Source organism: Marixanthomonas spongiae (assembly GCF_003095375.1).
In the GTDB taxonomy this organism is placed as follows: Bacteria; Bacteroidota; Bacteroidia; order Flavobacteriales; family Flavobacteriaceae; genus Marixanthomonas; species Marixanthomonas spongiae.
Window position 1 is genome coordinate 363,348 of the sequence record NZ_QEHR01000002.1, and the last position, 25,726, is coordinate 389,073.

Genomic DNA, 25,726 nt, shown 5'->3' on the forward strand with positions numbered 1-25,726 from the left:
TAATAGTTTTAAATTTGTTGGAAAGATGAATGGCAACAAACAACATATAGGTATCGTCATCCCGTATTATAACGCCAGCGTACAGATTGAGGCCGTAGTGCAGAAAGCGTTGCAGTACAGCGACCATATTGTTATTGTGGACGATGCCAGCCCAGAACCGCTACCGCATAGTTTGGACAGCCATAATGATACGGTCACCATCTTAAAGTTGCCGGAAAACCTGGGCGTTGGTGGGGCGACCAAAAAAGGATTTGCCCATTTTGAAACCGTGCCCGCCATGGAAGTGGTGGTAAAGCTGGACGCCGACGACCAAATGGACACCGAGTATATTCCCCACTTGGTCGCTCCCGTTCTTGCGGGTACCCACGATTTTGTAAAAGGGAACCGCTTTCGGGATTTCGAGGCCTTGAAAAGCATGCCGTGGCCCCGCCGTTTTGGGAACCTTTTCCTTTCTTTTTTAAGCAAGGTGGCGACAGGCTACTGGAACTGTTTCGATTTTAACAATGGCTTTTTTGCCATCTCCACAAAGAGTTTACAGTTGATGGACAAAAACCCAATAGCCAACAACTATTTTTTTGAAACCTCCCTGATTGCAGAACTGTACCATCAAAAAGCCAAAATCAAGGAACTGGCGATGCCGGCCATTTATGGAAATGAAAAATCGAATATGAAACTGTTCAAGATGCCGTGGCTGTTCGGTGTCAACCTGCTAAAAAAATTGGTATCGCGTATTTGGAAGGCCTATTTTGTATATGATTTCAACATTGGGACCTTGTACATTATCTTTGGGCACTTGTTGTTTCTTGGTGGGGCGGTGTATGGCGGCATCAATTGGTACCACTATGCCAACCAAGGCATACCGACCCCGGTGGGAACTATTATGATTAGTGCCCTATTGGTGATTTTAGGATTTCAGTTACTGCTGCAGGCCGTACAATTTGATGTGTTTAAAACCCCCGACCGTGATTGAGGTAGCAGAGTGCTGTGTGCAGCCGAAGTATCCGGTTGTTTTTCCAATTAAAAGATGAACCATAAACTATAACTCGTTCAATTTCAAACTATGGCCCACAAAACAAACGGAAAGCCGAAGCCCTTTTTCCTGTTCAGTATCGACCTGGAGGATATCCGGTTTAGGATGAAGAAGGGAACCGCCTACAAAGAACGGGTTCCCGAGAACACCTACCGGTACTTGGCTTGGCTTAAAAAACACGGTTTTACCTGTACCTTTTTTACCGTGGGTGACATCGCACGGGCCTATCCCTCTTTAATAAAGGATATCGTTGCCGAAGGTCATGAATTAGCCTGCCATACCAATACCCATAAGGCGTTGGACACCATGATAAAAACAAGTTTTAAAAAAGACCTGCACCACAACATCGAGAGCTTGCTTAAAGCGGGTGCCAAAACCATACGCGGGTTTAGGGCCCCTTATTTTTCCCTGACACAAAAAACAGCTTGGGCTTACGATGTGATGGACGAACTGGGCTTGACGTATTCCAGCTCTGTCTATCCCGCAGACAACCCGTTTTTCGGCTGGAAAGCCCATGGCCATGATTTTAACAAAACACCCCATGGCATCATAGAATTGCCTATGACCGTTAACAGGTTTACGGTCAAGGAGGTTGCTTTTGCGGGAGGGGTTTACTTTAGGAACCTGCCATTTTATGTGATTAAAAAAAGGTTTAAAACATATTTTAAAGCAGAGCAACCGGTACTGAGTTATTTCCACCCTTACGATATAGATGTGGACCAAGAACAGTTTATGCACCCGGAGATCAACAACAGCCACTTTTATAATTTCTTGATGCGCAACAACCGAAAAAATGTCTTTAAAAGGCTGGACGCGCTGAAAGCGGAAACCGATTATACCATCATTCCATACCAACGGTATGTGGAAAATCACCTATTATGAGCTATACCTTCAAAAAAACAAGTACGACCCCCGATGCCTTGGCACGGTACTCTAGGTTATTGAGCGGTGTTTTTACCACCACCGATAAATTTACCCCGGCCTACCTGCGATGGCAATACGAGGAGAACCCTATGGGAAATGTAGTAGGGTACGATGCTTTTTACGAGGGAAATCTGGCGGGGCATTACGTGACCATCCCGGTGCGCTATACTATAAACGGAACCCCGTTAAAAGGGCTGTTGTCCTTAAATACGGCAACCCACAAAGACCACAGGGGGAAAGGGCTGTTCACAAAATTGGCCACCAAAACCTACGAAGAAGCCACGGCATTGGGGTACGATTTTGTGATAGGTGTGGCCAACCAGAACAGTACCCCCGGCTTTATTAAAAAATTGGGCTTTTATTTGGTGGCCCCCTTGGACGTAAAGTTTGGGGTGGGACACATTCGCTATGACAAAGAAACAACCTATACCGTACAACCGCTTTGGACCCAAGCAGCATTGCAATGGCGGCTCGCCAACCCCCATGCGGCCTATGCATTCAACGGGAAAAACATGTATTGCAAGACTGACAAACCATTTGTTAACGTCTTGCTGTACCACGACTATAAGGCGGCGGACAGGCCCATACAAAAATCCCTGTCCATCAAGCTTTGGATTGGTCTGGCAAACAACCTGAAAACCACTGGGGCGTTTATCGCTATGCCCAAAAGGCTGAAACCCTCCCCATTGAACCTGATATTCAAAAACCTGAACGCCAACATTCCAAAAATCGAGAAACAAGACATGCTATTTGAATCGGTTGATTTTGATGCATACTGAAAACACGTGAAACGCATACTCTACATAGGAAACAAACTCTCCAAGAAAGGCAACACCCTCAGCACGGTTGAAAGCTTAGGCCGCAAACTGAACGAGGAGGGGTTTACCGTTAAAACCGCTTCTTCCCAGAAAAACAAGGCATTGCGGATGATCGATATGCTAAGGGCCGTGCTCAAAAACCGAACCTGGGCCGATGTGGTCTTAATCGACACCTACAGTACCTTGAACTTTCAGTATGCCGTTGCCGTTGCGGGGTTGTGCCGCTTTTACCATATTCCGTACATCCCCATGCTGCACGGCGGCAACCTCCCTTCCCGCTTGCAACAAAGCAAAAAGCAAAGCCAAAAACTGTTTGGCAAGGCCAAGACCAATGTGGCGCCCTCCGGCTATTTATTGGATGCCTTTAAAAAAGAGGGCTACACCAATTTAACCTACATCCCCAATACCATAGAAGTGGAGCAGTACCCTTTTCTTCTTCGGAAAGAGCTAACGCCAAAGCTGCTCTGGGTGCGTTCTTTTTCAAAAATATACAATCCCATGCTGGCCCTGCAACTGTTGGAAGCACTGCTGGAAAAAGGCTATACCCATGCCGAACTCTGTATGATAGGCCCCGAAAAAGATGGTAGCCTCAAGGAATGCAAAGCGTATGCCGCACAAAGAAAACTGCCCGTAACCTTTACCGGCGGACTGCCGAAAACGGAATGGATTGAACGGGCCAAGCACTTCGACCTCTTTATAAACACCACTAATGTGGACAATACGCCCGTGAGCGTAATCGAGGCGATGGCCTTGGGGCTGCCGGTGGTTTCCACAAAGGTGGGGGGCGTTCCTTTTTTAATCGAAGACGGGATAGATGGGCTTTTGGTGCCCCCCAAAACCGTAACGGGATTTGCAACTGCCATCCAACAGCTGCTCGAAAACAAGGTGGACCATCAGGCCATTTCGCTGCAAGCAAGGAAAAAAGCCGAACATTTTGACTGGCACACCGTTAAAGAAAAATGGAAAACCCTGTTAAACGGCTAATTTTTTCTACTTTTACGGCACTAATCCCCAACAAATGACCCAAAAAGGAGGCATTCATTTTGAAATTTCCGAACGGAAAATCCTATTGCGCATTTTCGATATTGCCAGTGTGCTGCTCTTGCTCTACGGAATAGGGGAGGTGTTCAGTTTCGATTATTTTTTAATCACTTCCCAACATTGGGTGTGGTCCATTGTACTGGCGCTCTACCTTACCGTGTTCGCCACTATTTTTGAACTCTACAACCTCCAAAAGGCCGCAAAACTGGAAGTGGTGGTGCAAAACATCGTGTTGACGGCTTCGGTAACGGTGCTGTTTTATTTGTTGACCCCTTTTTATACGCCCCAGTTGCCGGCCAACAGGTTGCAGATCGTCTATTTTTTCTTGGCCGTGACCACCGCCCTTTTTGTTTGGCGCTATATTTACATCACCTTTATTTCGGCCCCCCGGTTTTTTAAACGGGTGCTGCTGGTAGGCAATTCCGAAACGATTGCAGAAGTGGTACGGTCTTTGGAAAAATCGGACCCCAATTACCGGGTGTTCGGCTACATAAACACGGGGGAGGAACGCTATGAAAAAGATGGGCTGGTCGCTTTTAAAAGCACCGCTATGTCGCGCACCATAGAAAAGTATGCCATTTCGGAAGTGGTGGTGGCCCTTTCCAAAGCCGAAGACATGACCCTCCCGTTGAACAACCAGCTTATCCGCTTACTGGAAAGAGGGATCCCCATTAAAGAATACACCCACGTTTATGAAGAACTGAACCGCAAAGTGCCGGTGCACTACATCGCCGACGATTTTTACCGCTACTTTCCCTTTAGCCGAAGCAACCAAAACAAACTCTACCTGTTTTTTCACCGGTTGATGGACCTGCTGCTTTCGGTCATTGGGCTGTTGTTCGGTATTTTGATTTCCCCCATCATTATCCTTGGGAACCTCTTGGGAAACCGGGGCCCTTTTTTTTACAAGCAACTACGGGTGGGCAAAAACGGCGAACATTTCAAGATATACAAACTGCGCAGCATGGTGGTCGATGCCGAAAAGGATGGGGCGCAATATGCTAAAAAGAAAGATGCCCGCGTTACCTACTTCGGAAAATTTCTACGCCGTACCCGTATCGACGAAATACCCCAGTTTATCAATGTCATTAAAGGCGAGATGAGCATTATTGGCCCCAGGCCAGAACGGCCAGTTTTTGTGGAAACCTTGTCGCAACAAATCCCTTTCTACGAAATTCGCCATCTGGTAAAGCCCGGCGTGACTGGGTGGGCGCAGGTAAATGCCAAATACGGCATGACGCAGGAAGACGCCACCGAAAAACTGGAGTACGATCTCTACTACATTAAACGACGCAGTTTTTTCTTGGACAGCAAGATTATCCTGAAAACCTTGAGCACGATTATCTTTTTTAGGGGGCAGTAGTTCTCTTCGACTCCGTTCAGGGCAGGTAGGTGGTTTCGATACAAATTCAGTATCCTTCCAGGCTCCTGAATTCACGCAACCCCGTGAGTGGACTTTTCAAAAATCATGCAGTTTGGTTTCGGTACAAATTCAGCATCCTTACAGGCTCCTGAATTCACTCAACCACCTTGAGTGGACTTTTCAGAAATTGTGCAGTGTGGTTTCGGTACAAATTCAGTATCCTTGCAGGCTTCTGAATTTACTCAACCACCGTGAGAGGGTTTTTCAAAAACCATGCGGCGTGGTTTCGGTACAAATTCAGCATCCTTGCAGGCTCCTGAATTCACTCAACCACCTTGAGAGGGCTTTTCAGAAATTGCGCAGTGTGGTTTCGGTACAAATTCAGCATCCTTGTAGTCTTCTGAACTCACTCAACCACCGTGAGAGGGCTTTTTAAAAAATCATGCAGTGTGGTTTCGGTACAAATTCAGTATCCTTGCAGGCTTCTGAATTCACGCAACCACCTTGAGTGGACTTTTCAGAAATTGTGCAGTGTGGTTTCGGTACAAATTCAGTATCCTTGCAGGCTTCTGCATTCACTCAACCACCGTGAGAGGGTTTTTCAAAAACCATGCGGCGTGGTTTCGGTACAAATTCAGCATCCTTGCAGGCTCCTGAATTCACGCAACCCCGTGAGTGGACTTTTCAAAAACCATGCAGCGTGGTTTCGGTACAAATTCAGCATCCTTGCAGGCTCCTGAATTCACGCAACCCCGTGAGTGGACTTTTCAAAAACCATGCAGCGTGGTTTCGGTACAAATTCAGTATCCTTGCAGGCTCCTGAATTCACGCAACCCCGTGAGAGGGCTTTTCAAAAACCATGCAGTGTGGTTTCGGTACAAATTCAGCATCCTTGCAGGCTACTGAATTCACGCAACCACCCTGAGCGGACATTTCAAAAACCATGCAGTGTGGTTTCGGTACAAATTCAGTATCCTTGCAGGCTACTGAATTTACTCAACCACCGTGAGAGCACTTTTCAGAAATTGTGCAGTGTGGTTTCGGTACAAATTCAGCATCCTTGCAGGCTCCTGAATTCACGCAACCACCGTGAGTGGACTTTTTAGAAATTGTGCTGTGTGGTTTCGGTACAAATTCAGTATCCTTGCAGGCTTCTGAATTCACTCAACCACCTTGAAGCTGTTCAACTTAATAGACCCATCTAAGGTTGCTGAGTGTTTTGCGTAGCAAAATGTATCGAAGCATCCGGTTTTACTGCCGCTTCAAAAACCCAGCTAAAAAACTATACCGAATGGCCAATGCCACCAATAACGGGATAAGTGCTTTGGCAAAAACCTGAACGCCTGTAAACCAATGCATCGTCAATAACCCTAAGAGTACGATTAAAAAGAAGACGTATTTATTGAGCCACGATTTTGGGAACCGTTTTGCGATCATCCCCGAAAGAAACAAACTCAACGGAAACGCCCACAGCAAGTTGTAGTTGTTGGCCGTCGCGGTATGATCGGTGGCCAGCCACAGCAATAGTAAAAACACCCCAATCAAGCCCGTAGTAAAGAAAATGATGGCATCCATCAACCGGCTTCGGGTGTTGTTTTGATGGTCTTTGTAGGTGATGAAGACAATTAAAATCCCGAGCAGCCCAAAAACAAACACCGGGCTCGTGAAAAAGAATGGACTGTCTATTGTTGGGTTGTTTTTAAAGAGGGTTTCGGTGTTTTGCACTAAGGACTCTTTGTTTCCGTTTCGGGTAATGGTTGCTGTTTTGGCAGCTTTGAAGATGTAGTCGGGTAAAAACTGATATTCCCAAGCGGTGGCCTGTTGGTCGATCACGGCTCCCAAGGCCACATCGATGCCCAAGCTCCCCCAAGTGTTCCAATGCAGGTTTTTCTGTATCAGTTCGCGGAAGGTATGGTTTTCTTCCACAAAATCATCATTATACTGTAAGTCACCGTCTAAAACATCCTTGAGGACATCACGGATTTTAGTGGCACAATTGTCGTAAAAAAAGTCGTATTTGTATTCTCGGTTTCCCGGCTTGGCATTGTTCTGAAGAAAACTAAAAACCGCCTGCTTTTCCGAATACGTTAAATTAAGGGTTTGCTGTTTTATCCACCGGTTTTGGGCTACGTAGCTGTTGTAAAAAGGCTGGTAGCTGCTTACCCCCAATTGGTACAACAGCTTGCCCCGTGCAAACTTAGTGTAGAAATTAGGAGTGTTGAAATCGTACACGCCGTAATTGTAAACCCTGTCGATCCCTTTGGATTTATCCTGTATGCGAAATGCACTGTGCCCAAACTTATCGTACAATTGGTCACCAGGGCCAATGGTCAAGATGCTTACTTCAGCCGCTTCGGAAAGGGAAGTGTATTGTGCTTTCGCCGAAGTGTTCAGAAAAAAGAACACTATGAGTGTAAAAAGATAAACTGGTTTGGAAAAGAAAAGTGTCGCGTTCAGAACAGTAGGTTTTTAGATTATTACTTCAAAAATAAGCTTTCTCGGCATATTTCAGAAAACAATAAGAAGTTGAATTTTTTGTAAAGTGTTACTTATTTTTTCAGGTGCCTGAGTGTCGCGACGATAGGAGTGATGTATCGAAGGCACCTCGAGACCTACCTAAAAACGCTCCAATCCAGCTTTAGCGAAAACACATTGGAATACAGCGCGGCGCTTTGGTCGCCAATATCGGTCAAGGCATAATCCACTTGTATGCCTTTGTATTTAAAGCCCACACCAATGTTGGGCTGAAAGCCTACCGAGTCGCTTCCGTCCAGTTGTTGGATGTTCTGGAAGTTGCCTACGCCAGCACGTACAAACACCAGATCGATATAGCCAAACTGCAGTCCGGCGGCAGGGGTCATACTGGTGAAAGAAGTAGAAAAAATATCGTTGGTCTGGGCAAAGCGAAAGTTGAAATCCACTTCGGCCAGGAGCGAAAAATCGTAATGGAACACAAACTTTCGGGACACCCCCAATTGCAGTTTTGGGATGGTAATTTCGGTGGTTTCGGGCAGTTCTTGGTTTTGGCCTTCTACCGCGCCTTGAATGGTGGAGAACTCCTCTTCGTCAATGCTCCAAGCATTAAAGGTCGTTGTTATGTCTCGTGCCATCAACCCGAACTTCCAGTCGCCGGTGTTGAATTGCAAGCCGGCATCAAAACCAAAGCCCCACGAAGACGCAAAATCACCAATGATCCTTCTAATTACCTTTGCGTTTACCCCAACATTCAAGCCATCTAAAGGCAACGCCCGGGCATAGGAGAAGGTTACGCCATAATCGGCTGTAGAGAATAAGCTAATTCGGTTATAATCAATATTGCCTTGATCGTCAATAAGCTGTGTGGTGTTCAAGATATCGTCCACGCCAAAGCGGATCAACGATAGGGCCACCACGCTTCTATCATCGAGCGGCATGGCAAAGGCCCCGTAATCGTAATTGGCGATATTGGCAAAGTAAGAGGCGTGCATGAGGGAAAGTTGGTTGTCCTCTAGGGCCACTAAGCCAGCCGGGTTCCAATAGCCGGAGTTTACATCGGCTGTCGAGGCGGTAACGGCATTGGCCATACCAAAAGCGGCGGCATCGACCCCAATGTTCATAAACTCGTTCGAGTATTTTCTCGTAGTTTGGGAATAGACCGTTAGGCCGATCAATAAAAAAAGTAAAAATAAATTCTTCTTCAAGTTGTTGATTTTGCGCAAATATCCTACAATTTTACACAATAGTAAACTTTAAAATTGGCTACATATTGTATTTATATCTCCTTAGACGAAAATACTTTGCTATTTTTACAAATAGACACCTATACTATGAAAAAACACATACCCAACATCATTACCTCCCTCAATTTTCTCTGCGGAAGTGTGGCCGTACTCTTTGCCGTTTCGGGCGATTTGATCACCGCTTCGTTTTTTGTGTTCGCAGGTATTTTCTTCGACTTTTTTGATGGCCTCGCCGCTCGGGTTTTCAACGCCCAGAGCGAGGTTGGTTTGCAGTTTGACTCCTTGGCCGATGTGGTAACCAGTGGCTTGGCACCGGCCGTTGTGATGGTTCAACTGTTATCGGAAGCCACTTTAGGTCATTCCTTGATCATCACCGATATGTTTGCTGAAAACAATTGGAACAGTGGCCTGAGCAGCTATGTGCCTTTTATTGGTTTATTGATAGCGGTTGCCTCTGCTTACAGATTGGCAAAGTTTAATGTAGATACCCGGCAAACGAGCAGTTTTATTGGATTGCCAACTCCTGCCAATGCATTGTTGGTCTTGAGTTTACCGCTTATTTTGCATTTTCAATATGTGGAAGGGATGGAAGCGGTCATTTTAAATCCGTGGGTCTTAATTGGGATGACCTTGTTGAGCTGTGTGCTTCTAAATGCAGAAATCCGGCTCTTTGCACTGAAATTTAAAACGTGGAACGTAAAGGGCAATCTAACACGCTATATCTTCATTTTAACTTGCCTGCTGGCCGTCTTCCTCTTAAAATTTATTGCGATCCCTGTAATTATTGCAGTATATATTTTGTTGTCGCTTTTACCGAACAAACAGTAAGGTGTTGTGGGTGTGAGTTCGCGTGATTTGGGTTGCCAGTAGGGCAAGCTAAATTGTATGGAGAATGTATTTGCAGGTATAAAGGGGTCTCGATACACCCGTTTCGTTCCTCATGGACATCCGCCTACCGGTCGGACAGGCTCGACCTGACAATAGTTTTTTTTAATCCTGAAACAATTTTTTCTTCCGAAGTTCAAAATTCTGTCCCAAATAGACTTTGCGCACCATCTCGTCATTGGCGAGGTCTTCGGGTTCGCCGTGTTTTAAGATACTGCCCTCGAACATTAAGTAGGTGCGGTCTGTAATGGCCAGGGTTTCCTGTACGTTGTGGTCGGTAATAAGAATACCGATATTTTTCTTTTTTAACTGGGCCACAATACGTTGAATGTCTTCCACCGCCACGGGATCCACCCCTGCAAAGGGTTCGTCCAGCAATATAAAATGCGGATCGGTCGCCAAGGCACGGGCAATCTCGGTGCGGCGACGTTCACCACCACTCAATAGATCGCCCCGGTTTTTGCGGATGTGGCCCAGACCAAACTCTTCGATAAGCGACTCCATTTTCAGGTGCTGTTCTTTTTTGGACAGGTCGGTCAGTTGCAACACGCTTAAAATATTGTCTTCAATGCTCAACTTCCTGAAAACCGAAGCCTCCTGCGCCAAATACCCGATCCCGTTTTGCGCCCGTTTGTACATGGGGAATTTGGTAATGTTGGTGCCTTCCAAGAATATTTGGCCGCCATTGGGCTTTATCAGTCCTACAATCATGTAAAAGGAAGTAGTTTTTCCTGCACCATTAGGGCCCAATAAACCAACGATTTCCCCTTGGTTTACCTCTACGGTGATTCCTTTTACTACTTTTCGGCCTTTGTACGATTTAACAAGGTTGTCGGCTCTAAGCTTCATACGCTGCTATGGTTTCAAAATTTTGGTAAAGATACTTAAAATTAAAACGAAGCATATGGTGCATGGTATTTTTGAGGTAGGTGTGGAGCTATAACTATATTCAGTAAAAAAACATAAAACTTTAATGCTAAGTATATACAGTACTAAAACTGAGTCTGCATACCTTTCTACATTGTGCGCTATTACCTATTTCTGTGCTTAAATAATCCAAAACCTCTGAAACTACTACAAATTCCATCTTCATGTGTCTTATTGATGATACGGTTGCTTTATCTCTTTTAAGGTGTTAAAAAGCTACTATTTTAAGAAAAATAGCCTGTGTTTTTTTAAAAAAGTTTGATTTATTTGGTAATTTTTTATGGGCGGTGGTAGGGTTTTTCTTTTCTGAAATGTTTTAATAGTACTTAAGCCAAAAACACAAGCGCGCTATGAAACGATACGTTCTTCTTCTTCTTCTTTCTGTCTTAATGGCAAATTGCTCAACTACTACGTATGATGATATTACGAAGATCGATGAAGAAGATACCGCAGCGGTTGTGACCTATAAGGAGGTTGCTTTTGTGTTTGATAACGAATGCATAGCGTGCCACAGCAACCCACCGCAAAACGGGGCACCGATGCCTTTAACCAACTATACTGAAGTTAAAAGCGCCGTAGAAACCAGAGGCCTGATCGATAGGATAAGCAGAAACGAAGGTGAAGATGGTTTAATGCCCTTGGGCGGGCCAAGGCTGCCGCAACAACAAATTGATTTAATAATACAATGGAACCAAGACGGGCTCCTGGAAAACTAAATAGGTATGAAAACTAACACGCTACTATCCATTATTCTATTTGCATATGCCGTTACGGCTATTGGGCAAGAAAAATATATTACAAAAACAGGGGAGCTAACTTTTGAAGCTTCTGTTCCCTCATTTGAAGAGGTGAGAGCAAAAAACACCAATGTGAGCGCCGTTCTCGAAGCTGAAACAGGAAATTTTGCGGTACTCGCCCTAATGAAAGGATTTCGGTTTAAAGTGGCTTTAATGGAAGAACATTTCAATGAAAATTATATTGAATCTTCTCAATATCCCAAGACCACGTTTAAAGGTACCATAAAAGATTTTGATTTTTCAAGATTGTCAGAAAAAAGTGAATACACCATACTCGGAACCATAACCCTGCATGGAGTGGAACAGCAAGTAGAGATACCGGCAACCATTTCCATAGCGGACGGAACACTGTTGCTTGCTGCGCAGTTTGTGCTAAGGCCTGAACAGTTTAATATAAAGATACCCTCTATAGTAAGTAAAAAAATTGCAGAAGACGTTAACGTCGCTGCTGTTTTCAAGCTTCAAAAACAAAAATAAAACAACCGATGAAAAAGAAAAGAATATTCTTGATACTGATCTTGTTGTTCGCAGTTGGTGGTTTTTTGGCCTATAACTATGTGTACCAAGACCACAGGGACATTAAATCGGAAACCTCGCAACTTGAGATTTCCGCACCCTATTTACTGGAACGGTTTAAAACAAACAACGGTGATGACCTCCTGAACAAGACCATAACCGTGACCGGGACCATAAGCAGTATGGAGGAGGGCGCTATAACCCTAAATGAAAGTGTCTATGCACAGTTTCTTGAGCCTGACCTTGAGCTAAAAGAGGCTGATAATGTAGTGCTAAAAGGCCGGTGCATTGGGTATGATGAGCTTTTTGAAATTGTAAAACTGGATCAATGTACTTTAATAAAATAAAGATGAAAAAATTTACACTGTTACTGTTCTTTCTCCCACTGGGTCTTTTTTCGCAAGACGATCTGCTAAAAGATCTTGAGAGCGAAATAGTTGAGGATAAAACGGTGATAGCGGCGTTCAAGGGATTAAAAGTAGTGAACTTTGAAACGACCAAGCTTGCCAGTAAAAAGGACTTTTACTTTGTAGTAGCCCATCGGTTCGGCTCGGTAAAAAATGGGTTCGACGATTTTTTTGGGTTAGACAATGCCGTAACGCAGTTAAAATTTATTTATGGCTTTGCCGATTGGCTGAATGTGGGGGTCGCAAGAAGCTCTTTTCAAAAAAAATACGGAATTCACGCCAAATATAGATTGCTTACCCAAGAGGGCGATGGCTTTCCAGTAACGCTGGTTGGTTATCATTTGGCCACAATAAATACTTCCCTAAAAAAAGACCAATACGCAAATCTGGAGTTCGTTGATAGGTTTAATTATACCTCGCAACTTTTAATATCCAGAAAATTTAATAAATCATTTTCACTGTTGCTCGCCCCAACATTTATTCATGAAAACTTGGCAACCCGCAGTCGAAATGTTTTAGCAGATGGAACCACTTTTAATTATGATGAAGACCATAACCAATATGCGATAGGACTGGGCGGGAGGTACAAAATATCCACCCGTGTGAGCATTAATGCAGATTATGGGATACATTTAAACAGAAACAAAAATTCTAATTTCGGAAACCCTTTATCGGTGGGTGTCGATATCGAAACTGGCGGTCATGTATTCCAAATGCACTTTACCAATGCACAAGGTATGTTTGAAGACGGTTTTATAATACAAGGGCAAGGCGATTGGAACGAAGGCGACTTCTTTTTTGGGTTTAACTTAAGTCGGGTTTTTTAGTACCGTTTTAGAAAAATACATAAAAAACTGGATATGAAACTTAACTATATGAATGAAAAATAATTACTAATCCTAAAATCAAATATTATGGAAAAAATCAAACTAGTACTCATTATGATGCTCATGGCTACAGCCGTGCATGCGCAAACAACTTTTGACCTTGACTGGTATGTAGGTATCCCAAACGCAGATGCTAGCATTACCATAGAAACCGGCGATACCGTTCGATGGACTTGGACAGACGAACTTCCTCATTCCGTGACCAGTGACTCAGGAAGTCAAGAAGATTTTGACAGTGGGATAATAACTGGGAACGGCACTCAATTTTCGTACACTTTTATGCAAGTAGGTGTAAATGATTACGAATGCGACGTACATTCAGGTATGGAAGGTACCATCACCGTTGATGAGGTTATGTCGGTCGAAGATAAATTTCGCAGGAATATTTCTTTTTACCCCAATCCTGTAGCGAACAGCTTAACCGTTGCCTCCCTTTTCAAGCTGGATAGCTACAAAATTTATAACATTTTGGGCAAATTAGTGGCACAAGGGGCAGCTAACGGTAATGTTACAGAAATTGATATGTCAAGTCTGCAGAGCGGCATCTATTTTGTTAATGCCACCTCTGGAGCCTTACAATCATCTTTTAAAATTGCAAAGCAATAATTTTACTTTTATTTTTTTAAAAAAAGAGGCTATCCAATAAGATATCCTCTTTTTTGGTTTTAGATTGTTTTTAGTAGAAAAAATAGCATCTAGTTGAAATGTCTTCTCAAGCCTGCCTTTGTCGGAAGACAGGCACAGTCGAAAGGTCGGTAGGTCTCGACTGCGCTCGACCAGACACTCCATTTATTAATACAGCACCCACAATAGTTTACCTAGCACCCTCTTTTTTTATATATTGAAATGATTTTGAAACTCCGTAACTCTATGTATTTATGAATTGATACACAAAGTTTGATTTTTCAATTTTCAGGTCAATTGGCAATACTTCTAACATTCAAAATTTCAATAATTATTCGTAAAATTTATCGGTGTTGTATTGAAAATATTTTGAATGCTTTATTTTGTATAGAAAAGTCAAGCAATTTCCATTGCATTTTTATGGCAAGTCTCACCTATAAAAACAAGAAAAGCCATATCATCGTATTGCTACCTTGATATGGCTCCTTGTGAAATCCGTCGTTACCAGCTCATTTTTTACAATGTGAAGCAAGTTTATTAAACCCTTGCAGCTGTGACTTGATTTCAACAGTCGAGGTCAAACTTGTTAGAACGGTTTTGCAGTGTAAAAATACACTTCAAACCTAAAATTTGCCTCTACTTTTTTTAATCTCGAAACTGACTTTCGTGAGATCGTTAGCTTCTCAAACGATTAAAAAAAGATGTATAAAGAACGTTACTTTATGTTTTCGCAATGACTGTTATATCATTTTGATATGGTAAATATAAATCGGTTTTTTAATTCTACAAATAATTTAAGTTGTTTAATATAAACAGCTTACAAACATTGGTTATTAACATTTGTTCATAAAAAAAAGCGACCTGTAACAGATCGCTTTTTGGTGTTCTTTTGAAAGAGCAGGGTTAGCTACGCTTTTCCCTAATTCTTGCTTTTTTACCGGTAAGGTTTCTAAAGTAGTAAATACGTTTTCTACGCACGCTACCAGTTTTGTTGATTTCAATTTTTTGCAGTGCAGGTAAATTCATTGGGAAAATACGCTCTACACCAACTGTACCAGACATTTTTCTAATGGTGAATGTTTGGGAAGTTCCTGTTCCTTTAATTTGAATAACAACTCCTCTAAAAAACTGGGTTCTTGTTTTATCACCTTCACGAATTTCATAATATACTGTGATGGTATCACCAGCAGCAAATTTTGGAAATTCCTTTTTAGTTACAAATTCGTCCTGAACAAATTTAATTAACGATTCCATTGTTTTTGTTTATCTATGGTTCTCGTTTAAAACAACATACACGGTTTTCGCCAGAGGTTGGATTAAATCGCGTGCAAAGATAGCTTTTTTAAGGAAATGAACAAGTGTAAAGTACAGAAAGTTTTTGATGCTGGATGCTGGAAGATTGTGCTTCGCTAAATAGAGTTGACAGCTTTGACTTAATCTCCAGTAATCGATAAAGCGACATCATTGTGTTTCAGTGTCTGAGTGAATCTGGAAGTCCGGTAGGAATCCCGGATTAGTATCGAAGACACTTTTGCTGGAAGCTGGATGTTCGATGCTGGATGATGGGTGATGGGTGTGGGTGCTGGAGGTTGGATGTTTGATGTTTAATGCTGGATGCTGCATCTCGATAAGATTTTGTTTGCTTTTACAAGTCAATCAAAATCACTCGATGTAACAGATGCTGGATGCTGGATGCTGGTGCTGGTGTTGGATGCTGGAAGATTGTGCTTCGCTAAATAGAGTTGACAGCTTTCACTTAATCTCCAGTAATCGATAAAGCGACACCATTTTGTTTTGGTGTCTGAGTGAATCTGGGAGTCCGGTAGGAATCCCGGATTAGTATCGAAGACACTTTTGCTGGAGGCTGGATGTTCGATGCTGGATGATGGATGATGGGTGTGGGTGCTGGAGGTTTGATGTTTGATGTTTGATGCTGGACGCTGCATCTCGATAAGATTTTGTTTGCCTTTACAAGTCAATCAAAATCACTTGATGTAACAGATGCTGGATGCTGGATGCTGGTGCTGGAAGATTGTGCTTCGCTAAATAGAGTTGACAGCTTTCACTTAACCTCCAGTAATCAATAAAGCGACATCATTTTGTTATGGTGTCTGAGTGAATCTGGGAGTCCGGTAGGAATCCCGGATTAGTATCGAAGACACTTTTGCTGGAAGCTGGATGTTCGATGCTGGATGATGGGTGATGGGTGTGGGTGCTGGAGGTTGGATGTTTGATGTTTAATGCTGGATGCTGCATCTCGATAAGATTTTGTTTGCTTTTACAAGTCAATCAAAATCACTCGATGTAACAGATGCTGGATGCTGGATGCTGGTGCTGGTGTTGGATGCTGGAAGATTGTGCTTCGCTAAATAGAGTTGACAGCTTTCACTTAATCTCCAGTAATCGATAAAGCGACACCATTTTGTTTTGGTGTCTGAGTGAATCTGGGAGTCCGGTAGGAATCCCGGATTAGTATCGAAGACACTTTTGCTGGAGGCTGGATGTTCGATGCTGGATGATGGATGATGGGTGTGGGTGCTGGAGGTTTGATGTTTGATGTTTGATGCTGGACGCTGCATCTCGATAAGATTTTGTTTGCCTTTACAAGTCAATCAAAATCACTTGATGTAACAGATGCTGGATGCTGGATGCTGGTGCTGGAAGATTGTGCTTCGCTAAATAGAGTTGACAGCTTTCACTTAACCTCCAGTAATCAATAAAGCGACATCATTTTGTTATGGTGTCTGAGTGAATCTGGGAGTCCGGTAGGAATCCCGGATTTGTACGTCCCTGATATAGGTTGACGGCTTTTGGTTGGGTGCTGGGTGCCTGATGCAGGGTGTATGGTAGGAGATTATTGGAGCTGGTATTGTTTTTTTATATTTTGTCCCGTTAGGGACTCAATAATGGTAGCCATCAGAATAAAATTATTCTTCCTGTGCCGTTAGGTACAGCATATATTATTCGATAGGTTTAAAAAGGTAATTTTCATTATATTCAATTTTAAAATCCTTCAATAACTGCAAATACTCTTCAGCAAACGTTTTTGTTTTGTGATGTTTCTCTTGATTTTTAATATAATTAATAACCCTTGGCACATCTGCTTTATTATATGAGAATGCGCCATATCCCGATTGCCATGAGAACTTTCCATTTACAAATCTTTTCTGATTAATCCATTTTGATGAATCTTGTTTTACCTGCTTCATTAAATCTGAGAGTGATTACACAGGTCTCATTCCAATTAAAATATGAATGTGGTCAGGCATACCGTTTATGGCGAGCATTTTGTGACCATGGTTTTGAATGATACCTGTTATGTATTTAAATAATTCATCCTTCCAACTATTATTTATAAGACTTTGCCTGTTTTGAACCGCAAAAACGGCCTGGATATGAATTTGTGTATAAGTATTTGCCATTGTCCTTTTATATGCCGTACCTAACGGCACGAGAATGTTACTATTTTATGTTTTCTACCATTATTTTGTCCATTTCCACATGCTCAATGCAAGGCCTATCTGGACGTCATCTTTTCAAATTTCACCAACTAAATCTTAAAAACCTATCGCAAAAGTATAAACAACCACAACCAATAACAACGCAAGACTCAGTGCCAATAACCGCAATGATCTATTTACATTTCTGAATTTATAAGCTGCTATTTTTGAAATAATAAATATCTGTTGCCCCAATTGGTCAAACAATTCTTCCTCGTCCAGACTGGTTTTATAAAACGTTTTTGAAAATTCTTTAATCGAACCGAATTTCGTGACCACATCCCCAAAAAAGAACATATTCTTGTCGTATTTAGCCTCAATCCTTGGCATAAAACAGCGTATGCTGAAATAAATAGATACTACAGTAGCTGCAAACCACAACCCCATGATAACATAAAGCGGAATATCTTTTGAAGCCTGAATTAACATAACCCCGATATTCTGATAAATAAAATTCAACAAGATTCCATAAAACGAAAGGATAAGCCCGGCTTTAATCTCGGAAGCTTTTATAAGCCCAAATACATAATTGATACTGCCCCAATAATGATCGACCAATTCTTCGGTGTGTGAAGGCTTTTTTACCTGCGCTTCTATTTTCTGCGGTTTTTTATTCGGATCGTTTGGTTTCATTCTTTTACATTTTAAATTGGTTGATAATTCTAATGTCTCATATCTCAGGTCTATTTTATTCCAACACCTGATAAATAGTCAATGGTTTTGCTTTATTCTTCAACGTGATGTCACCTATTTTCTCACATTTAAAGGATTCTTTTACTTTACTGTAGCAGTCTTCACTGATAACTATTTGGTTTTCTCCTGCGGCATCTTGAAGTCTTGCAGCGGTATTTACCGTATCACCAATAACCGTATAGTCCAACCGTTTTAAACTTTCCGAGCCTATATTCCCCGAAATCATCTCCCCGCTTTTTATACCAATGGACACTTTGGGCTTAAATTGTAACTTTCGGCCAAAAGCCGGTAAGCTGTTTATCTTTCCGCAGACGGCTAAAGCAGCATCGATTGATCGATCTAAGTGATACTCGCCGGTAAAAACCGCCATAATCGCATCGCCAATAAACTTGTCTATATATCCTTTTTGTTCCATGATTTCGTTTACCATCACATCGAAATACGAATTGATCATCGTCACCACCGTATCTGCCGAGGCCGTTTCACTAATGGCGGTAAATCCACAAATATCCACGAACATGACCGTGGCCTCAATGGTTTCGTTGGCCATGATGGTCGATTCAAATTCCTTTTTGCCCATAAAGTTGAGTACGTTTTCATCCACGTACATTTTAAGGATGTTGTTTTCCTTGACAGCTTGTAGGGTTTCTTTTAAATGTTGGGCATGTTTAAGGGTTTTTTCCATAGTGAGGGTAAGATCCTCAAAATTGATGGGTTTGGTTACAAAATCAAACGCTCCCCGGTTCATCGCGGTACGGATGTTTTCCATATCGCCGTAAGCCGATACGATTACCGACTTTATAAGCGGGCTCAATTCGTTGAGTTTGCTCAATAGGGTAAGGCCGTCCATTTCGGGCATATTGATGTCGCTCAATACAATGTCCATTTCAGGCTCGGTGTCCAGTTTTTCAAGAGCAACTCTACCATTTTCAGCAAAATAGAATTCATATTCGCCCCCGCGTATCTGTTTTCGGAATTTCTGCTTAATGAGCATTTCCAAGTCTGCCTCGTCGTCAACTACTAATATCTTTGCCATAACTTTTGGATTTATACTATTTTGTTCAGTGTTCATATTTTTATTTGGTCATTTGCCTTTCACCTTCGGCTTTTCATCATTGCTGCATTAACTTCTCTTTTAAAACGTTAAAATCCACAGGTTTGGTCAAGAAGTCGTCTGCTCCAAGCCTTTGGGCCGTGTTAAAGTTTTCGTCATCTCCATAAGCTGTTATCATCATCACTACTGGAGGCGGTTTACGAAACTTTTGTTTAATATGTTCCAACAATTCCAACCCGCTCATTCCCGGCATATTGATGTCGCTTAAAATCAATACGGCTTCCTGTTCGTTTTGATTTAAATAGGCGAGGGCTTCTTCGCCTGAAAAAGCAAACTCAAAATCCATAAGCCCCTTTCTTATTTCTTTTCGGAAGCGTTGCAGAAAAAGGGTTTTTATGTCTTGTTCATCGTCTACTACTAAAATTTTCATTGTGCTTGTGGTTTAGGGATTATAATTGTGAATGTTGTTCCTTTATTTTCTTGTGTTGATACTTTAAGTTCGCCTCCATGGCCTTTGGTTATAATGTCATAGCTCATACTCAATCCCAAACCTGTTCCTTGCCCGGTGGGTTTAGTAGTAAAAAAAGGCTGAAATATTTTATCTACAACGTGTTTGGGAATACCGTTGCCGTTGTCCTTTACTGAAATGGTTATACCCCCCTTGCCCCCCTTAAGGGGGGAGTTTTGCATAGTGCAAATTGAAACTGTAGGTCGATAGTCAATTTCCTTATCTGATTTTTTCTTCTCATTACAGGCACTTCGACTGCGCTCAGCACAGGCATAAAAGGCATTGGTTATCAGGTTCAATAGTACCCTGCCGATATCCTGCGGAATTACGTTTACTTTTTCAATTGTTTCGTCAAAATTGGTTTCAAGGGTGGCGTTGAAGCTCTTGTCCTTTGCTCGAAGCCCGTGATAAGCTAAGCGTAAGTATTCATCCGCTAGCTTGTTAATGTCTGTGGGTTCTTTTTCTGCAGTACTTTTACGGCTATGTTGCAACATGCCTTTTACAATACCGTCCGCACGTTTTCCGTGGTGGTTTATTTTTTCTAAATTTTGTTTAATATCGGTCAACAATAGCTTTACTTCATTCATATCGCCATTTGCTATTTCTTCATCTATTTCGTCGATTAGCTCTTGGCTTACTTCACTAAAGTTATTGACGAAGTTCAGTGGGTTTTGAATTTCGTGGGCAATCCCTGCGGTAAGCTCCCCCAGACTCGCCATTTTTTCAGATTGGATTAATTGTTCTTGCGTTTCTTGTAGCTCGCTCAGTGCTTTTTCGGCACTTTTCTTTGCTTTTTCAAGATTTTTGAAATCCAATGCTGCCTGTTTCAGGTCCTGATACCGCTTGTAAGCAAAGGTGAACACATTCCGGAAACGGGAAAGGATGTCTTTTTGCTTTTCGGTAAGGAGGCCAAAATTGGATATGCCAATGACCCCATTGCCAAAAGAATAGAGATAGTAAGAAAGCAGGTCGATGTTCCACAACCGCGGATCGTCCTTCTCGCCATTACGGATGCGCATCTTGGCATATTCCTTTAAATCCTTTCCTTTGATTATTTCTTCATAAAAACCGTTGGTAGTGGCTATTATTTTTCGGTATTGTTTCTCTAGGGCGGGATCGTTTTTGTAAGATAAAAGCGTGATGCTACCGGACATTTCTTCGGAATAATCGTAATCCCAAAAGGTTTCATCGTCGTCATTGTGCACATCGATAATGGCGTTTCGGATATCGGTAAACCCCAGCTCCTGCAATTGTTCATAAAGTACCTGGGCCACCGCCAGCATATCATCGGGTTTTTGCATGATAAGAGCCACAGAGCGTACCTTTTCTAGGGCTGCTTCCAGCTGGATCTCGCGCATTTGAGCCTCGGCCTTGGCCAATTCGCTATACCGGTTATAAGCAAAGGTGAACACGTTTCTAAAGCGGTCCAGAATGGCCTTTTGGTCTTTGTTGAGCTTCCCGAAGTTGGAGATGCCAATGGCGCCATTTCCAAAAGCGTAAAGTATATACGAAACACTTGTGGCAGCATTCAGCCGTGGGTCATCTGCTTCGCCGTTTCGCCTGCGCATCTCGATGAGGTCCTGCAATTGTTGTCCCTCGAGCACCATTTCGGAATAGCCATCGGTGGTTTTGGCGATATCCTGAACCTGCTCCTTGAGTGTAGGGTCGTCCTTATAGGTCATTTGCGTTACGGTGCCGCCCATAAGTTCGGAATAATCGTAGTCGGTAAATGTTTCTGATTTTTCGTTGTTTATGTCAATAAGGGCGTTGCGGATATCGGTAAATCCAAGCTGCAACAATTGCTCGTATAAGGCCTTGGCAATATCGAGCATATCGTCGGATTTGCTCAGGCTGAGCGCTACGGTGCGCACTTTTTCGAGAGCAGTTTCAATCTCAAGTTCCCTGTTTTGGGCTTCAATGGCCTTCCGTTTTTGTTCCAGTTCCTCGATGGTTTCTTCTAGAAGAATAGCCGTGGTACGCTTTACCTTTTCGGTGCGCTCCAGTTTAAATTCTGAAATGGTCAGGGCGCGGTCGGCATCCTTTGCTGCTTGGACCAGGGCCGTTTTTTCCTCTTCGGAAATTTTTTCCGATTGCGCTATAAAATCCAGTATTTTTTGAAGGTGCTGGTTCATGCTTTTTCTTTTAAGGCTACCCAACAGCAGGCACCAGAATGATATTCCTGTTTACCTCCAGGGCTTCTTCCATATTCCCCATACGTAAAGAAGCCTGCCATAGGGGCATTCCACACATCGGCCAAACCTTTATTTTCAACAGAAACCAGCGGTCCTAAAACCGGTGGCCTGCCAGCACATGAAAATATAAGTAGGGCATCGGCATCGGTACCATTTTCATCTTTAAGTTCACTCGCTCGATCAGTGATTTCTTCGGCAATATCAAAATCTGGTGGCATTGTAAACCAAAATTCCGTTCCTTCCGGTATTTCTGTGTCCATTTCAAGCGCCTGCTCTGACTGATCAATGCGAAACGGACTCCGCAATACAGTTCCGCCCGTGGCTCTTTTTACAATAAAAGGGTAGTGGATGGATAGGTCTTTAAACATGTCAAAACTTTCATCTCCCAGCTTATCGGCTTGACCAAGATATTTATAGTACATTTCTACTGCAGGTTTGCCGTCAATGGTATAGAGCAGTTTGTCTTTGCTCTTGGTTACCTTTCTGGAAATACCCATCGGTTTCCATCCAGTGATGGCCATTCCCTTTAGTGAAACCTTATCTGCATCGAGAACAAGTGCGGTCATCCCCAAATCGGTTTCTTTTTGATTGGTAAATACGAAGGATCCCGAAAACGTCCAGTCGTCACCGGCCATTCCGCCGAAGTATGTTCGATCCGGACCAAAACCCTCGTTAATACTATTAATGAAAGGCTCACCGTCAAAATATTCACCCTCCACAGTCATTCCAGTACTGCAAAGAATACAAGATGGATTGCTGAAATAATTTAAGGTAGCACGGGTCAAGTTTGAAACGGTTTCTTCCAAGTTTTTATCCCTTATGTTTTCAAAAAGTATTTTGTAATGTTCTTTTGATAAGTCTAAAAGTAACATGGCAATTTCCCCTTCGGTTTGATGGTAGTTGGTAAACTCGCCACAAGAAGTTGCACCAAAAACATCAATGTTCTTAGAATCCATTAATTCGCAAATCGCTTTTCTATCATGCTTAATGGACATGAAAATGATGGCCAAGGTTGGTTTAAATTTACTATCAACAACTTGGTCCAAAGTTTTTTGGATGTCAGCGACAGATGAACTGTGTATTGATTTTGCTTTCATATTATTATTTTTCTTTTAGTGCCACCACACAACACGCATTGTTGTGAAATTCGTTGGTGCCAATTTTTGATTTTCCATATTCGCCATACGTAAAAAAGCCTACCATTGGCGCATTCCAAAGATTTTGCACCTGCTCAATTTCCTCTGTCATTAAAGCGCCAAACGATAAATGCCGGCTTACGCACGAAAACATAACCAAGGCATCGGCCCGTTGCTGGGCATCGTCCTTAATGCTCTCACATTCTGAAACAACGGTCTCAATGGCATCAAAATCCGGCGGTAATGAAAACTTGATCTTTGCGCCTTGGGGCACGCCTCCGGTACAGATAAGCGAACGATCTTCACTGTTGGCAAATCGGGCGGCGCGGATTACGGTGTCGCCATTTTCACGTTCCAATTGTAACGGATAATACCATGAGTTTAGAAATGCCACGATGTCCTTATTGTCTTCCTGCTTTACCTCCACGCCAAGGTATTTCATCAGCATATCCAAAGCCGGTTTGTCGTCTATGGTATAAACAATATTTCCTTCGCTCTTGGTAACGGTCTTTGTGGTGCCGACGGCCTTCCAGCCACAGCTGGCAATGCCGCGAACATCTATCTTGTCTTTATCAATAATAAGGGCTATTAGGGCGTTGTCCTTGTTTTTTCCATTGGTGAATACCAAAGGTTTTTCGGCAATTAGGTCATCCCCGGCCATGCCGCCAAATAGGGTTATTTCCCTTCCGTTTGAAGCAGTAGATTTTCCGAATCCTTTTAAAATACCTTCCACAATTTGTTCGCCGTCTATAAATATTCCTCCTGTGGCAATGATAAGGGCAGGATTGGTAAAGGTATTCTTTGCTGTATGGCCTAATTTTTTTGCTGTTTCTAAGGAAGTTTCTGGGCTTGTTTCGAGGAATTTCAATGTAAAATAGGCCGGGTCTATATCGAGCAGCATTAGGGCGATGCTGCCCTCTTGAATGTCGCCGTCTATAAATTCGCCCGCTGTTGTGGCGCCAAAAATTGTAATATTTCTTTGATTTAATACAGCACTGACCGCTTGCCAGTCTTGTTTTATGGAAGTGAAAACAATGGCCAAGTTGGGGACAAACCCATCGGCCATACATTGTGCCAGGGAGGCTTCAATGTCCTTGGTTGATTTTCCCTTGATTGCTATTGCTTTCATACTACTTTGTTGTTAAAAATGTAACCCCTCCGTTAATTCCTCCGCCTTCGGCATACCGAATTAAGTTCGGTACAGGCTCTCCCCTTGAAAAAAGGGGAGGAGCTTTTTTAATTCCTCCCTTTTGCGGAGGGAGATGGGGCTTTTTCCTTTAAAGCCACACAACATGTGGTCAAATTGTGCATTTCCAGGTTGCCGCCCGTGGCGCGGCCCAGTTCCGCATTACTGAACATGCCCGCCATAGGGACGTTCCAGACTTTTTTTACGCCTTCCAGTTCTTGTGTCATTAATGGGCCAAAGGACAGGATTCTTCCAGCGCAACTGAATACGACCAGGGCATCGGCCTCGGGCATTTCGGTTTCTTTTAGGTTTTGGACGCCTGTTACTACCTTGTTCATCACATCCCAATCGGGTGGCACCGAAAAACGCACCTTGGCACCCTGTGGCACGGAACCACTGGTAAAAAAGGAACGGTCACTCCAATCTACCACCAGAGGTGGACGCATAATGGGATCCCCTTTTTCCCTTTGCAGTTGTAAGGGGAAATTGGCCGCAAGCTCCATTAGCAGGTCTTTGCTGTTTGGGGTTACGTTTTCGAGTCCGCCATATTTAACGGTAATGTCCAGCGCAGGCTCATTTTCTATTGCGTACACGTGGTTTCCCTCGCTTTTTGTCACGGTTTTTTCGGTGCCGACGGCTTTCCAACCACAGGTGGCAATGCCTTTGAGCGTTATTTTTTCTTCATCGAACACTAGGCATACAATGCCTTTGTTGCTTATGGTGCCGTTGGTAAAAACGAAGGTTTCCGTAAAGGCATAATCATCGCCGGCCCCTGCACCAAAGGCGTTGACCTGTTTGCCGATAACAGTTTCAAAACCCCGTAATATTTCCTCGCCATCGGTTTCGGGATTGCTGATTCCCATAAGAAAAGCCGGTGCCTTAAATTTTTCCTTGGCTTTTTGGGCAAGGGCCATTGCGGTTTTCCTGTATTCTTTTTGGGTGAATTCTTCAAAATAAATTTGGAAAAAATCCTTGTTCGTATCCAACAACAGGATGGCGACGGAGCCTTTTTCGGTTTGTTCGTCAATGAATTCGCCATTGGTGGTAATGCCGAAAACTTCGATGTTTTTTGAATCGAGCAATGTGCCAATTGCTCCTATATTCTGAGCCTTTGAAGAAAAGACGATGGCCAGGGTAGGCGTAAAATCTTCCGCAATACTTTTTTCCAAGGCGTTTGCAATTGCCCCAGTGGATTTTCCTTTTATTGATTTCGCTTTCATATATGGGTTCTTTTAAAACCAAGCAACGTTCAATGGGGTAAAAGGAGATAAGGTGCTGATGAGGAGTATGTTAAAGATAATGAAAATATCCATATAAATATCGCTTGATAATTCAAGCTAATCAATCTGGACAAAAAAGCAGAACGGTTTTGGACAAAGCCGTTTTAAAACCTTCCGAAGGGGCTGAAATTGTTACCGAAGCTGTATTATAGGATGGTTGAGGTGCTTGCCGGTACTATTTTAATATTCGAAATAATTTGAATTGCAATCGGTTTGGGTTTTTGCAGTTTGTTATTTTT

General features: G+C 42.8%; 22 protein-coding genes and 1 pseudogene. 11 read left to right on the top strand and 12 right to left on the bottom strand.

Features of this window, described 5'->3' with window-relative positions:
* Positions 1-25 precede the first annotated feature (25 nt).
* The 5 genes from DDV96_RS04215 (at position 26) to DDV96_RS04235 (ending at position 5,176) form a co-directional block, all read left to right on the top strand.
* Entirely contained in the window at positions 26-970 is a 945-nt protein-coding gene (locus DDV96_RS04215) for a glycosyltransferase family 2 protein (RefSeq protein WP_116693486.1), read from the top strand.
* Between the two features lie 90 nt (positions 971-1,060).
* Complete coding sequence (locus tag DDV96_RS04220) at positions 1,061-1,912, top strand: polysaccharide deacetylase family protein (protein WP_116693487.1); 852 nt, start codon at positions 1,061-1,063, stop codon at positions 1,910-1,912.
* Complete coding sequence (locus DDV96_RS04225; RefSeq protein ID WP_116693488.1) at positions 1,909-2,733, top strand: GNAT family N-acetyltransferase; 825 nt, start codon at positions 1,909-1,911, stop codon at positions 2,731-2,733. The genes DDV96_RS04220 and DDV96_RS04225 overlap by 4 nt, the downstream gene beginning before the upstream one ends.
* 6 nt (positions 2,734-2,739) lie before the next feature.
* Entirely contained in the window at positions 2,740-3,756 is a 1,017-nt protein-coding gene (locus tag DDV96_RS04230; protein WP_116693489.1) for a glycosyltransferase family 4 protein, read from the top strand.
* Positions 3,757-3,790: 34 nt separating this feature from the next.
* Positions 3,791-5,176, top strand: coding sequence for a sugar transferase (locus tag DDV96_RS04235; protein ID WP_116693490.1), 1,386 nt, complete (start codon positions 3,791-3,793; stop codon positions 5,174-5,176).
* A gap of 1,251 nt (positions 5,177-6,427) precedes the next feature.
* Here the strand turns inward: DDV96_RS04235 and DDV96_RS04240 are convergent.
* Positions 6,428-7,582, bottom strand: a complete 1,155-nt coding sequence (locus DDV96_RS04240) for an Lnb N-terminal periplasmic domain-containing protein (protein WP_116693491.1) — start codon at positions 7,580-7,582, stop codon at positions 6,428-6,430.
* A 206-nt stretch (positions 7,583-7,788) separates the two neighbouring features.
* Positions 7,789-8,856 carry a putative type IX sorting system protein PorV2 gene (locus DDV96_RS04245; protein ID WP_116693590.1) on the bottom strand — a complete coding sequence of 356 codons (1,068 nt, stop codon included), beginning with the start codon at positions 8,854-8,856 and terminating at the stop codon, positions 7,789-7,791.
* Between the two features lie 126 nt (positions 8,857-8,982).
* Here DDV96_RS04245 and DDV96_RS04250 point away from each other — a divergent pair, with 126 nt between their 5' ends.
* On the top strand, positions 8,983-9,723 hold the full coding sequence (locus DDV96_RS04250; protein WP_116693492.1) for a CDP-alcohol phosphatidyltransferase family protein: 741 nt from the start codon (positions 8,983-8,985) through the stop codon (positions 9,721-9,723).
* Between the two features lie 162 nt (positions 9,724-9,885).
* On the opposite strand, the gene lptB is transcribed toward DDV96_RS04250, so the two are convergent.
* Positions 9,886-10,629 carry an LPS export ABC transporter ATP-binding protein gene (lptB, locus tag DDV96_RS04255; protein ID WP_116693493.1) on the bottom strand — a complete coding sequence of 248 codons (744 nt, stop codon included), beginning with the start codon at positions 10,627-10,629 and terminating at the stop codon, positions 9,886-9,888.
* A gap of 428 nt (positions 10,630-11,057) precedes the next feature.
* Here lptB and DDV96_RS04260 point away from each other — a divergent pair, with 428 nt between their 5' ends.
* The 5 genes from DDV96_RS04260 to DDV96_RS04280 all read left to right on the top strand — a co-directional run bounded on the left by DDV96_RS04260 (position 11,058) and on the right by DDV96_RS04280 (position 13,920).
* Positions 11,058-11,423, top strand: coding sequence for a cytochrome c (locus DDV96_RS04260; protein ID WP_116693494.1), 366 nt, complete (start codon positions 11,058-11,060; stop codon positions 11,421-11,423).
* 6 nt (positions 11,424-11,429) lie between these two features.
* The gene (locus tag DDV96_RS04265; protein ID WP_116693495.1) at positions 11,430-11,981 is read left to right on the top strand and encodes a YceI family protein; all 552 of its coding nucleotides are present in this window, start codon (positions 11,430-11,432) and stop codon (positions 11,979-11,981) included.
* Between the two features lie 8 nt (positions 11,982-11,989).
* The gene (locus DDV96_RS04270) at positions 11,990-12,367 is read left to right on the top strand and encodes an OB-fold protein (protein ID WP_116693496.1); all 378 of its coding nucleotides are present in this window, start codon (positions 11,990-11,992) and stop codon (positions 12,365-12,367) included.
* Positions 12,368-12,369: 2 nt separating this feature from the next.
* Entirely contained in the window at positions 12,370-13,254 is an 885-nt protein-coding gene (locus DDV96_RS04275; RefSeq protein WP_116693591.1) for a DUF5777 family beta-barrel protein, read from the top strand.
* Between the two features lie 114 nt (positions 13,255-13,368).
* The gene (locus DDV96_RS04280) at positions 13,369-13,920 is read left to right on the top strand and encodes a T9SS type A sorting domain-containing protein (RefSeq protein ID WP_165805965.1); all 552 of its coding nucleotides are present in this window, start codon (positions 13,369-13,371) and stop codon (positions 13,918-13,920) included.
* A 921-nt stretch (positions 13,921-14,841) separates the two neighbouring features.
* Here the strand turns inward: DDV96_RS04280 and rplS are convergent.
* From rplS to DDV96_RS04325, 9 genes and pseudogenes are all read right to left on the bottom strand, one after another.
* Positions 14,842-15,192, bottom strand: coding sequence for a 50S ribosomal protein L19 (gene rplS / locus DDV96_RS04285; RefSeq protein WP_116693498.1), 351 nt, complete (start codon positions 15,190-15,192; stop codon positions 14,842-14,844).
* Positions 15,193-16,898: 1,706 nt separating this feature from the next.
* Positions 16,899-17,360: pseudogene (gene tnpA, locus DDV96_RS04290) on the bottom strand (IS200/IS605 family transposase).
* Between the two features lie 135 nt (positions 17,361-17,495).
* Complete coding sequence (locus tag DDV96_RS04295) at positions 17,496-18,071, bottom strand: Pycsar system effector family protein (RefSeq protein WP_240607673.1); 576 nt, start codon at positions 18,069-18,071, stop codon at positions 17,496-17,498.
* A 55-nt stretch (positions 18,072-18,126) separates the two neighbouring features.
* Positions 18,127-19,167 (bottom strand): adenylate/guanylate cyclase domain-containing response regulator, encoded by a 1,041-nt coding sequence (locus DDV96_RS04300; RefSeq protein ID WP_116693593.1) that lies wholly within the window; start codon positions 19,165-19,167, stop codon positions 18,127-18,129.
* A gap of 76 nt (positions 19,168-19,243) precedes the next feature.
* On the bottom strand, positions 19,244-19,615 hold the full coding sequence (locus DDV96_RS04305) for a response regulator (RefSeq protein ID WP_116693499.1): 372 nt from the start codon (positions 19,613-19,615) through the stop codon (positions 19,244-19,246).
* Entirely contained in the window at positions 19,612-21,825 is a 2,214-nt protein-coding gene (locus DDV96_RS15985) for a sensor histidine kinase (protein ID WP_240607674.1), read from the bottom strand. Before DDV96_RS15985 ends, DDV96_RS04305 begins: the two co-directional genes overlap by 4 nt.
* Entirely contained in the window at positions 21,822-22,982 is a 1,161-nt protein-coding gene (locus tag DDV96_RS04315) for an FIST signal transduction protein (RefSeq protein ID WP_116693500.1), read from the bottom strand. The genes DDV96_RS15985 and DDV96_RS04315 overlap by 4 nt, the downstream gene beginning before the upstream one ends.
* Positions 22,983-22,986: 4 nt before the next feature.
* Positions 22,987-24,150, bottom strand: a complete 1,164-nt coding sequence (locus tag DDV96_RS04320; protein ID WP_116693501.1) for an FIST signal transduction protein — start codon at positions 24,148-24,150, stop codon at positions 22,987-22,989.
* Positions 24,151-24,257: 107 nt separating this feature from the next.
* Entirely contained in the window at positions 24,258-25,427 is a 1,170-nt protein-coding gene (locus tag DDV96_RS04325) for an FIST signal transduction protein (RefSeq protein ID WP_116693502.1), read from the bottom strand.
* Between the last annotated feature and the right edge of the window lie 299 nt (positions 25,428-25,726).

Bases quoted from the DNA above. Each gene is read 5' to 3' on its own strand.
- DDV96_RS04215 (WP_116693486.1), top strand. From the start codon at position 26: ATGAATGGCAACAAACAACATATAGGTATCGTCATCCCGTATTATAAC.
- DDV96_RS04220 (WP_116693487.1), top strand. From the start codon at position 1,061: ATGGCCCACAAAACAAACGGAAAGCCGAAGCCCTTTTTCCTGTTCAGT.
- DDV96_RS04225 (WP_116693488.1), top strand. From the start codon at position 1,909: ATGAGCTATACCTTCAAAAAAACAAGTACGACCCCCGATGCCTTGGCA.
- DDV96_RS04235 (WP_116693490.1), top strand. From the start codon at position 3,791: ATGACCCAAAAAGGAGGCATTCATTTTGAAATTTCCGAACGGAAAATC.
- DDV96_RS04250 (WP_116693492.1), top strand. From the start codon at position 8,983: ATGAAAAAACACATACCCAACATCATTACCTCCCTCAATTTTCTCTGC.
- lptB (WP_116693493.1), bottom strand. From the start codon at position 10,629: ATGAAGCTTAGAGCCGACAACCTTGTTAAATCGTACAAAGGCCGAAAA.
- DDV96_RS04260 (WP_116693494.1), top strand. From the start codon at position 11,058: ATGAAACGATACGTTCTTCTTCTTCTTCTTTCTGTCTTAATGGCAAAT.
- DDV96_RS04265 (WP_116693495.1), top strand. From the start codon at position 11,430: ATGAAAACTAACACGCTACTATCCATTATTCTATTTGCATATGCCGTT.
- DDV96_RS04270 (WP_116693496.1), top strand. From the start codon at position 11,990: ATGAAAAAGAAAAGAATATTCTTGATACTGATCTTGTTGTTCGCAGTT.
- DDV96_RS04275 (WP_116693591.1), top strand. From the start codon at position 12,370: ATGAAAAAATTTACACTGTTACTGTTCTTTCTCCCACTGGGTCTTTTT.
- DDV96_RS04280 (WP_165805965.1), top strand. From the start codon at position 13,369: ATGATGCTCATGGCTACAGCCGTGCATGCGCAAACAACTTTTGACCTT.
- rplS (WP_116693498.1), bottom strand. From the start codon at position 15,192: ATGGAATCGTTAATTAAATTTGTTCAGGACGAATTTGTAACTAAAAAG.
- DDV96_RS04295 (WP_240607673.1), bottom strand. From the start codon at position 18,071: ATGAAACCAAACGATCCGAATAAAAAACCGCAGAAAATAGAAGCGCAG.
- DDV96_RS04300 (WP_116693593.1), bottom strand. From the start codon at position 19,167: ATGGCAAAGATATTAGTAGTTGACGACGAGGCAGACTTGGAAATGCTC.
- DDV96_RS04305 (WP_116693499.1), bottom strand. From the start codon at position 19,615: ATGAAAATTTTAGTAGTAGACGATGAACAAGACATAAAAACCCTTTTT.
- DDV96_RS15985 (WP_240607674.1), bottom strand. From the start codon at position 21,825: ATGAACCAGCACCTTCAAAAAATACTGGATTTTATAGCGCAATCGGAA.
- DDV96_RS04315 (WP_116693500.1), bottom strand. From the start codon at position 22,982: ATGAAAGCAAAATCAATACACAGTTCATCTGTCGCTGACATCCAAAAA.
- DDV96_RS04320 (WP_116693501.1), bottom strand. From the start codon at position 24,150: ATGAAAGCAATAGCAATCAAGGGAAAATCAACCAAGGACATTGAAGCC.
- DDV96_RS04325 (WP_116693502.1), bottom strand. From the start codon at position 25,427: ATGAAAGCGAAATCAATAAAAGGAAAATCCACTGGGGCAATTGCAAAC.